Annotated in this window: 8 protein-coding genes; 2 read left to right on the forward strand and 6 right to left on the reverse strand. The window is 65.3% G+C overall.

All coding sequences use genetic code 11. The features are described from left to right. Positions 1-2,326 (forward strand): DUF3418 domain-containing protein (locus GPT34_RS17180; RefSeq protein ID WP_291015115.1); only part of this gene is annotated, 2,326 nt, incomplete at its 5' end. Positions 2,327-2,366: 40 nt separating this feature from the next. Here the strand turns inward: GPT34_RS17180 and GPT34_RS17185 are convergent. Then, positions 2,367-3,335: a FecR family protein gene (locus GPT34_RS17185; RefSeq protein WP_291015117.1), complete on the reverse strand. Its 969-nt coding sequence runs from the start codon at positions 3,333-3,335 to the stop codon at positions 2,367-2,369. A gap of 253 nt (positions 3,336-3,588) precedes the next feature. On the opposite strand from GPT34_RS17185, the gene GPT34_RS17190 reads away from it, so the two are divergent. Further along, the gene (locus tag GPT34_RS17190) at positions 3,589-4,305 is read left to right on the forward strand and encodes a twin-arginine translocation signal domain-containing protein (RefSeq protein WP_291015119.1); all 717 of its coding nucleotides are present in this window, start codon (positions 3,589-3,591) and stop codon (positions 4,303-4,305) included. 29 nt (positions 4,306-4,334) lie between these two features. On the opposite strand, the gene GPT34_RS17195 is transcribed toward GPT34_RS17190, so the two are convergent. From GPT34_RS17195 to GPT34_RS17215, 5 genes are all read right to left on the reverse strand, one after another. Next, positions 4,335-5,513: a pyridoxal phosphate-dependent aminotransferase gene (locus GPT34_RS17195; RefSeq protein WP_291015121.1), complete on the reverse strand. Its 1,179-nt coding sequence runs from the start codon at positions 5,511-5,513 to the stop codon at positions 4,335-4,337. Positions 5,514-5,621: 108 nt separating this feature from the next. Further along, on the reverse strand, positions 5,622-6,569 hold the full coding sequence (locus GPT34_RS17200; protein WP_291015123.1) for a CysB family HTH-type transcriptional regulator: 948 nt from the start codon (positions 6,567-6,569) through the stop codon (positions 5,622-5,624). Next, positions 6,566-6,931: a CbiX/SirB N-terminal domain-containing protein gene (locus GPT34_RS17205; protein WP_291015132.1), complete on the reverse strand. Its 366-nt coding sequence runs from the start codon at positions 6,929-6,931 to the stop codon at positions 6,566-6,568. The genes GPT34_RS17200 and GPT34_RS17205 overlap by 4 nt, the downstream gene beginning before the upstream one ends. Positions 6,932-6,940: 9 nt before the next feature. Beyond that, entirely contained in the window at positions 6,941-8,059 is a 1,119-nt protein-coding gene (gene lptG / locus GPT34_RS17210; RefSeq protein ID WP_291015126.1) for an LPS export ABC transporter permease LptG, read from the reverse strand. Continuing rightward, positions 8,056-8,367, reverse strand: a 312-nt coding sequence (locus tag GPT34_RS17215) for an LptF/LptG family permease (protein ID WP_291015129.1), incomplete at its 5' end; no start/stop codon positions are given. The genes GPT34_RS17215 and lptG, both read right to left, overlap by 4 nt.

Raw genomic sequence — 8,367 nt, forward strand, 5'->3', positions numbered from 1 at the left:
GGATCACAAGCTCAGCCATCGCCAGTTTGAAAACCTGCTGCGCGAAAACTTCATCAATGTGCGCCGGTTGCGCGAATGGCGCGACATCCACACCCAGCTGCACACGGTGGTGGCCGAGCACAAGTGGGTCCTCAACACGAAGCCAGCCAGCTACGACCAGCTCCATCTGTCCATGCTGGCCGGTCTGCTGGGCAACATCGGGCAGAAGTCTGAGGCGGAGGACTGGTACCTCGGTGCGCGAGGCATCAAGTTTTACCGCCACCCCGGCGCCAACCTGAGCAAGAAGCCTGGGCGCTGGATCGTCTGCGCCGAGCTGGTGGAGACCACGCGCCTGTTTGGCCGAGGCATCGCGGCCATCGATCCGTTGTGGCTGGAGCAGGTGGGGCCGCACCTGATCAAGAAGCAGTTGCTCGACCCGCACTGGGAGAAAAAGGCCGCTCAGGTCACGGCACTGGAGCGCGCCACGTTGTACGGCCTGGTGGTCTATTTCAACCGGCGCACGGATTACGGGCGGGTCGATCCAGCCGGCGCGCGCGAGATTTTCATTCGCGAAGCACTGGTGGCCGGTGAGTGGGAGACGCGCCTGCCTTTCCTGGCCGCGAATCAGAGGCTGGTCAAACAGGTGATGGAGCTGGAGCACAAAGCTCGCCGGCAGGATGTGCTGGTCGATGACGAGCTGATCTTTGCGTTCTACGACGCGCAGATTCCCGCAGAGGTGCACGGCGGCGCGAGCTTTGAGCGCTGGTACAAGGATGCCCAACGACTCAACCCCAAGTTGTTGTGGCTCAGCAAAGAAGAGCTGATGCGCCACGAGGCGGCTGGTATCACCACTCAGGCCTTTCCCAAGACGCTGCGCCTGGGGGGCGTGGACTGCGCCTGCACCTACCTGCACGAGCCTGGCGATGCGCGCGATGGGCTGTCGGTCGCGGTTCCGATTTTTGCCCTGAACCAGGTCAGCGAGGAGCGATGCGAATGGCTGGTGCCCGGCATGCTGAAAGACAAGGTGCTCGCCCTGCTCAAGACGCTGCACCAGCGGCCGCGCTCGCGGCTGGTGCCCCTGCCGGCCACGGCCGAGCGTTTCACTACCGCCCTGAGCGATCCGGCGGTGTTTGGTGCGGGCAGCCTGATGGACGCGCTGCTGAAGCTGGTGCGCGAAGCCACCCAGCTGGACATTGCCCGCAACGACATCAAGGTGGACATGGTGGCGGCCCACCACTTCATGCACCTGCGGGTGGTGGACGAGCATGGCCGCCAGCTGGGTCAGGGCCGCAGCCTCGGTGCCCTCAAGGCCGAGCTGGGTGGCCAGGCGAGGGGCGCGTTCCAGGCGCTGGCGGCGATCAAGCTGGACCAGCTGCGCCCGGCACCGAGCCCACCCGCAGCGCCATCCCGGGCAACGCGAGACCCGGGCCAGCGGGTTAAGCATGTTGCCAACCCGCCAGCGAGCGCGGCCGGACAACGGCACACGCGCTGGGATTTTGGCGAGTTGCCCGAGCTGATGGAGATTCGCAAGGGTGATCAGACGCTGATTGGCTTTCCGGCGCTGATCGATGGCGGTGATGCGGTGAGCATCGAGGTTTTCGACGAACCAGAGGTGGCGGCAGCCCGCCACCGCGAAGGCTTGCGCCGCCTGTTTGCGCTGCAGATCCGGGATGCCCTGAAGTACCTGGAGAAAAACCTGCCGGGCCTGCAGACCATGGCGGTGGCCTACATGCAGGTGGGCAAGGCCGATGGCGGTTCAGGTGGTGGCACACAGGAAGAAATCCGTGACCAGATCATCGAGCTGGCGCTGGATCGCGCCTTTCTGATCGAACCGCTGCCAGCCGATGAAGCCGCGTTCAAGCAGCGGCTGGAGGAGGGCCGCGGGCGGCTAACGCTGATCGCCTCAGAGATCGCTCGTCAGGCAGGCGCCATCCTGGTGGAGTACGCTGCGGCCGTGCGCAAGCTCAAGGACAGCAAAGCTGGCGGTGAGCTGGCCGCCGATGTGGCTCAGCAGCTGCAGCGCCTGGTACCCAAGAGATTCCTGCTTGCCACGCCGTATGCGCAGTTGCAGCATTTCCCGCGCTATCTGAAGGCGGTGCAGCTGCGCATCGACAAGGCGCGCAGCGATCTGGCGCGCGACACAGCCAAACTGGCGGAGCTGCGCCCTCAGGATCAGCGTTTCTGGCGCCTGGTGGCTGAACGAAAGGGCGTGCAGGACGCACGGCTGCAGGAGCTGCGCTGGTTGCTGGAGGAGCTGCGCGTGAGCTTCTTTGCCCAGGAGCTGCGCACGCCGCAACCAGTGAGCGTGAAGCGGCTGGACAAGGCCTGGGCCCAGCTCAACAGCTGAACCAGGCGAGGCATCGCACTGGCTGTGCGGGCCGAGTCGCTCAGTCCGCCGCCAGCGCCACCCGCCCGCCAGTCACGCCGAGTGCGGCATCGGCCTTCAGCCGCGTCAGGACCGCCTGGGCGTCGGCCTGCGTGGCCAGCTGGTTGATGCGCACCTCGTGGCGTCCCTGACGCACCACCAGCTCGGCCGGGTACCCGGCGGCCTGCAGACTTACGCGCATGGCCACGCCGGCTGCCTCGGAGGCGGGCTGGGCAACCACGGTGCGCCAGCGACCGCCCTGCAGCAGGATGCCGCTGCCTGGCCTCAGATCGGCCTGGTCGATGAATTGGGCGAGTTGCAGCGGGGTGGCCTGGCCAGGCGGCTGCTCGGGCTGGCCGGTGAACGTGACCCAGAAGGCGCCGGGCTGGTCAAGCGCGATGTCGGCACGCTGTTCGCGCGCGACCACCACCCGGCCCTCGAAGACGCAGACCGCGTCGTGCTCGGCATCGGTCATGCTCCAGAAATCGGTGCCGCGAATGCCCACTGTGGCCGTGGCCATCTTCAGGTTGAGCTCGCGCCGGTTGCCCAGTGCCTTGCTCGTGTAGTCGGTGGCGTAGCGGAACACCCCGGTAATCAGGCGCAGGGTGGCTTTGAGTTCCGAAGGGCCGCCGGTGCCGCGCTGGCGGGCCGCGAGCTGCTCGATCTGGAATTCGGTGCGCTCTCCCAGCTTGATCACGCTGCGGTCGCCCAGGCGCAGCAGCATGCGTGCACCTTCGGCGGTCACCGCCTTGTCGCTGTCGCTCAGCTGCTGGCCGGGCTGGGCTGGCCGGCGCTGGCCTTGGCGCTCCACCCAGGCGGGCAACTGCACCGCCTCTACCACCGCCGTGGCGGCTTGAGCGCGTGTGGTCGAGGCAAAAGTTGCCCCCAGCAACAGCAAGGCGCTCAACGCGAAAAGGCGCCGGTTCAGCAACAGGGTGAAAGCTGGTCGCAGATGCGCGGCAGAAGCAGAGCGGTGAATTCGGGTCAACATGGGTTCCTTTCCAGCACATCGGTTTGACGGTGGTATCGACAGCACCTGCCTTGTATTGAGGTACGCCCCAGCCTAGGCGCTGGATTCAGGCCTCGGCGCATGCAAGCGCCTTAGCGTGACGCGCTTTACGCTGGCATTCATAATGTTTGCCCGAGAGCAGGGCGGGGCTATGCAGCGCCCGGCTTGACAGGTGGCTGCGGCATCGGGTTCACTGATCGGCGGGCGCAACGGTGCCGCCCTTGGAGACCGCAGCATGGATCGTCGGGAATTTGTGGAAGGTTGCACGCTGGGTGCAGGGGCGCTGGCGGCGACCTTGGGCAGCGCCGCCTGGGCGTCGACTGCACGGGCCCGGTCTTATGGCCGAGTGCTGCTGGTGGATGAGCTGGGCAGCCCGCTCAAGGCCTCCAGCCTCAAGGCGCAGACAAACTACGTCTTCCACTACCCTTTCGAAGCCACGCCGGTGTTCCTGCTGGATCTGGGCAAGCCCGCGGCCACCACCCAGCTGGTGACGCGCGACAAGCAGGCCTACAGCTGGCCAGGCGGCGTAGGCCCTTCGCGCAGCCTGGTCGCGTACTCCGCCATCTGCGCGCACAAGCTGGTCTACCCGACCAAGGACCTGAGCTTCATCAGCTTTCGCAAGGGCGCCGTGGTCAATCCGCAGACGCCGAGCAAGGGCGACGACCTCATCCACTGCTGCGCTGACCACAGCCAGTACGACCCGGCGCGTGGCGCTCAGGTGCTGGGTGGACCGGCCGAGCAGCCGCTGTGCGCGGTGTTGATCGAGCACGACCCCAAGGCCGACACGCTGACGGCCACCGGCACACTGGGCGGCGAGCTGTTTGACGACTTCTTCAAGAAATACGACATGAAGCTCAGCCTGGAAGTGGGACCGAACGCGCGCAAGGCGGTGGCCACACGCAGCACGGTACGCGAACTCGACCGCTTCTGCCGCAACACGGTGCGCTGCTGAGCGCATGGACGGTTGAACGCCCCTGATCTTCAGAGTCTGGCCAGCCGCTGCAGCGCCTGCTGCAAGGTGTCATCGCGCTTGGCGAAGCAGAAGCGAATCACCCGCTGATCAAACCCGTCGCCGTAGAAGGCCGAGAGGGGAATCGCCGCTACGCCGATCTCGCGCGTGAGCCACTGGCAGAAGTCGGCTTCGGGCAGATCCCGCTCGGGCACAGACAGCCCTGAGATGTCGACACACTGGAAGTAGGTGCCTTCGCCCGGGAGCAGGCGAAAGCGCGTGCTGGCCAGGCCGGCGCGGAAGAGGTCGCGCTTGCGCTGGTAGAAGGCGGGCAGGTCGCGGTAGGGTGCGGGGTCGACCATGTAGGCCGCCAGCGCGTGCTGCATGGGTGTGTTCACGGTGAACACGTTGAACTGGTGCACCTTGCGGAACTCGGCGGTGAGCGTTGCCGGCGCGATCACTGTGCCCACTTTCCAGCCCGTCACGTGGTAGGTCTTGCCAAAGCTGCTGACGATGAAGGCGCGCGCCGCCAGTCCCGGAAAGCGAGCAGCGCTCTGGTGCGGCTGGCCGTCGAACACCATGTGTTCGTAGACCTCGTCGCTGATGAGCAGCACATCGGTGGGCGCCAGCAATGCTTGCAGCGCCAGCATGTCGGACTCGCTCCACACCATGCCGCTGGGGTTGTGCGGGCTGTTGATGATGAGGGCCCGGGTGCGGGGCGTGATGGCCGCCGCGATGCGGCCAAAGTCGGGGCGGAAGCTGCCCGGTGTGAGCGATACGCGCACCGGAATGCCGCCGGCGAGCTCAATGTTGGGCACGTAGCTGTCGTAGCAGGGCTCCAGCACGATGACCTCGTCACCCGGGTGCACCACCGCCAGCAGCGCGGTCAGGATGGCCTGAGTGGCGCCCGCGGTCACGGTGATCTCGGTTGATGGATCGCAGCGCAGGCCATACAAGGCCTCGACCTTGGCTGCCATCGCCTGGCGCAGCGGCAGGATGCCTGGCATGGGTGGGTACTGGTTGTGTCCGGCCTGCATGGCCGCGGTGACCGCGTTCACCAGCGCCGGGTCGCAGTCGAAATCCGGAAAGCCCTGGCCCAGGTTCACCGCGCCAGTCTCGCTCGCCAGCGTGGACATGACGGTGAAGATGGTGGTGCCCACCCGGGGCAAACGCGAGGTGAGGACGGGTGTGTGGGGGTTCGGTAAATTCATGGGTGTGGCAGGAGGCAAAGGTATTCACTCAGAACGCCGCCGATCCGGCTTTGCCGGTCGGCCAGCGTTGCCCCCTTGGGGGAGGAGCGCCGCAGGCGCTGCAGGGGGTCAAATCTCATACTCATCAGGCGTGCCCTTCATGGCGCGCAGGATGCCGTCGCGCGAGAGCCGGTCGCTCAGCAATTCGGCAAACCGCAGCACGAAGTTGCGCAGATACGCGCCGCGCTTGAAGGCCACGCGCGCCAGGTTGCTGCCAAAGAGCTGGCCGGCGGGGCGCGCCACCAGGTCGGGCGTGGTGTTGTTCTCACCCTGCATCGCCATTTCGGCCACGATGCCCACGCCCATGCCGAGCTTCACATAGGTCTTGATCACATCCGAGTCGATCGCCTCCAGCACGATGTTGGGCTTGAGTTCGCGCTGCGCAAAGGCCTGATCGATGCGGGTGCGCCCGGTGAAGCTGGGGTGGTAGGTCACCAGGGGCACGGCAGCCAGGTCTTCCAGGGTGATGCGTTCGCGCTCCAGCAGCGGATGGTCAAACGGCAGCACCAGCACGTGTTGCCATTCGTAGCAGGGCAGGGTGATGAGTTCGGGGTAGTTCAGCAGCGACTCGGTCGCCACGCCGATCTCTGCCACCTCGTCAATCAGCATGCGAGCGACCTGGTCGGGCGAGCCCTGGTGCAGGCTGATAGCCACCTTGGGGTAGGTCTGGCGCAAGCGACTCACCGGGCCAGGCAGCACATAACGCGCCTGGGTGTGGGTGGTGGCAATCGACAGCGTGCCATTGTCCTGGGCCGAATACTGCTCACCGATGCGCTTGAGGTTGTTGACCTCGCGCAGGATGATCTCGATGCTGGCCAGCACCTGCTGTCCGGGCTCGGTCACGCGCTTGATGCGCTTGCCGTGGCGCGCAAAAATCTCGATGCCGAGTTCGTCTTCGAGTTCGATGATGCCCTTGGACACGCCGGGCTGCGAGGTGTGCAATGCCTTGGCGGCCTCGGTCAGGTTGAGCTGGCGGCGAACCGCCTCCTGCACAAATCGCAGCTGCTGCAGGTTCATGCGCTGCGCTCCAGCGCGATCTGGGCCAAGAGGGCGGTCAGGCGAGGGTCTTCGCCGGCAGTGGGCAGCTGCTCCAGCGCCACGCCTGGGTAGCGCTGAGCAAGATTTTGCATGATGGTGGGCAAATCCTCGCGGGCATGTTTGCCCATGCCGAAAAACAGCGGCAGCACGCGCACCCGCGTCGCACCCCGCGCCACCAGATCAGCTACTGCGGTGGGCATATCGGGCTCGCAGAGCTCCAGGTAGGCGCTCGTCACCAGAACCTGAGCGTCGCGCTGGGCAATGCTCTGCGCCACCGCCTCGACCGGCGCGCGCCAGAGCGGATCGCGCGAACCATGAGCAAAGACCACCACACCCAGCATCGTCGTCACCTACCTTCGCAAAACCAGCCAGCCAAAGGCGCCCAGCGACATTACCGAATAGATCAAGGCTGGCGACGCGGCCGCTAGCCAGGGCTGCCACTGACGCAGGTTGCCCACATAGCCAAATACGTTGTTCAGCAGGAAAAAGCTGATGCCGATCATCACGCCTAGAAATACATAGCCGGTGATGCTGCCAGAACGGAAATGCAGGTAGGCAAACGGCAGCGCCAACACCACCATCACCAGACAGCTCAGCGGGTAGAACACCTTGCGCCAGAACTCGATTTCATAAAGCTGCGCGGACTGGCCGTTGGCCTCGAGGTGCTGCACATAGGCGTACAGATCGGCGGTTCGCATGCGGTCGGGCTTGAGCAGCGCCACCGACACCATCTCTGTGTTGAGGCTGCTGGGCCAGCGGAAGCTGGGCAGTTCGCTGCGCGTGACCTTGGCCGAGGCCAGGCCGGCAGTGTCGAACTCGCGCCGCTGCACGTTGCGCAGGGTCCAGGAATCGTCTGCTTCGATCTGGCCCGATTCTGCCTCCAAGGTGGACACCAGAAAACCCTGGTTGTTGAACTCGAAGATGCGCACATTCTCCAGTCCACCCTGCGGAGTGAGCGCGCCGACGTTGACCGAAAAGTTGCTGTAGTCCTGTCGCTCCTTGAGCCAGGCTCCGGTCTGGCCGACGCTGATGCGGCCCTGGTAGTGGGCCTTGAGCAGCTGGGCCGAGCGGTCGGCCATGGGCGCCAGGTAGTCGCCAATGGCAAAGGTGATCAGCACAAACAGGCCGCCCAGGCCGAGCAGGGTGCGCAGCGCGCGCCACGGGCCCAGCCCACTGGTGCGCAAGATGGTGTACTCGGAGCCTTGCGCCAGCCGCGCCAGGACAAACACCGAGCCAATCAGCACGGCAATCGGCATCAGCTCGTAGATGCGGCTGGGCATGAGCAGGCCCACATAAAGCAGCGCGTGACGCAGCCCGTACACCAGTGAGGGGTCGGTGGCGGCTGCGCGGCCCAGCTCAGGCAGCTCGTCTACAAAATCAAAGAAAAAAAACAGAGACAGAAAGGCCAGCAGCACAAAGCCCACCGAGGTGAATACCTCGCCATAGATCAGGCGCCGAATGGTTCTCATGGTGCCGACGCCGATGGTGCGCTGCCGCGACGCCAGCCGCGCAGGGCATCGCGCAGCGACAGATTGAAATGCCGTTTGGCCAGCCACAGCGCTGCCAGCACGAACACACCACCGTGCAGCAACAGCATGAAAGGCAGCAGGTTCACCGCGCCGCTGGAGACCCAGCTCTGGCCCAGGTTGAGCAGGTTGTAATAGAAGACGAACGCGAACAGGGTGAAAAACAAGTTGCCCCCGCGGCCAGCGCGAGGGTTGCCGGTGGTGGTGGCCAGGGCAATCAACACGAAGTTCAGCGCTGTCAACGCCATGCC

The sequence above is a fragment of the Hydrogenophaga sp. genome, from assembly GCF_011390835.1.
Lineage (GTDB): Bacteria > Pseudomonadota > Gammaproteobacteria > Burkholderiales > Burkholderiaceae_C > Hydrogenophaga.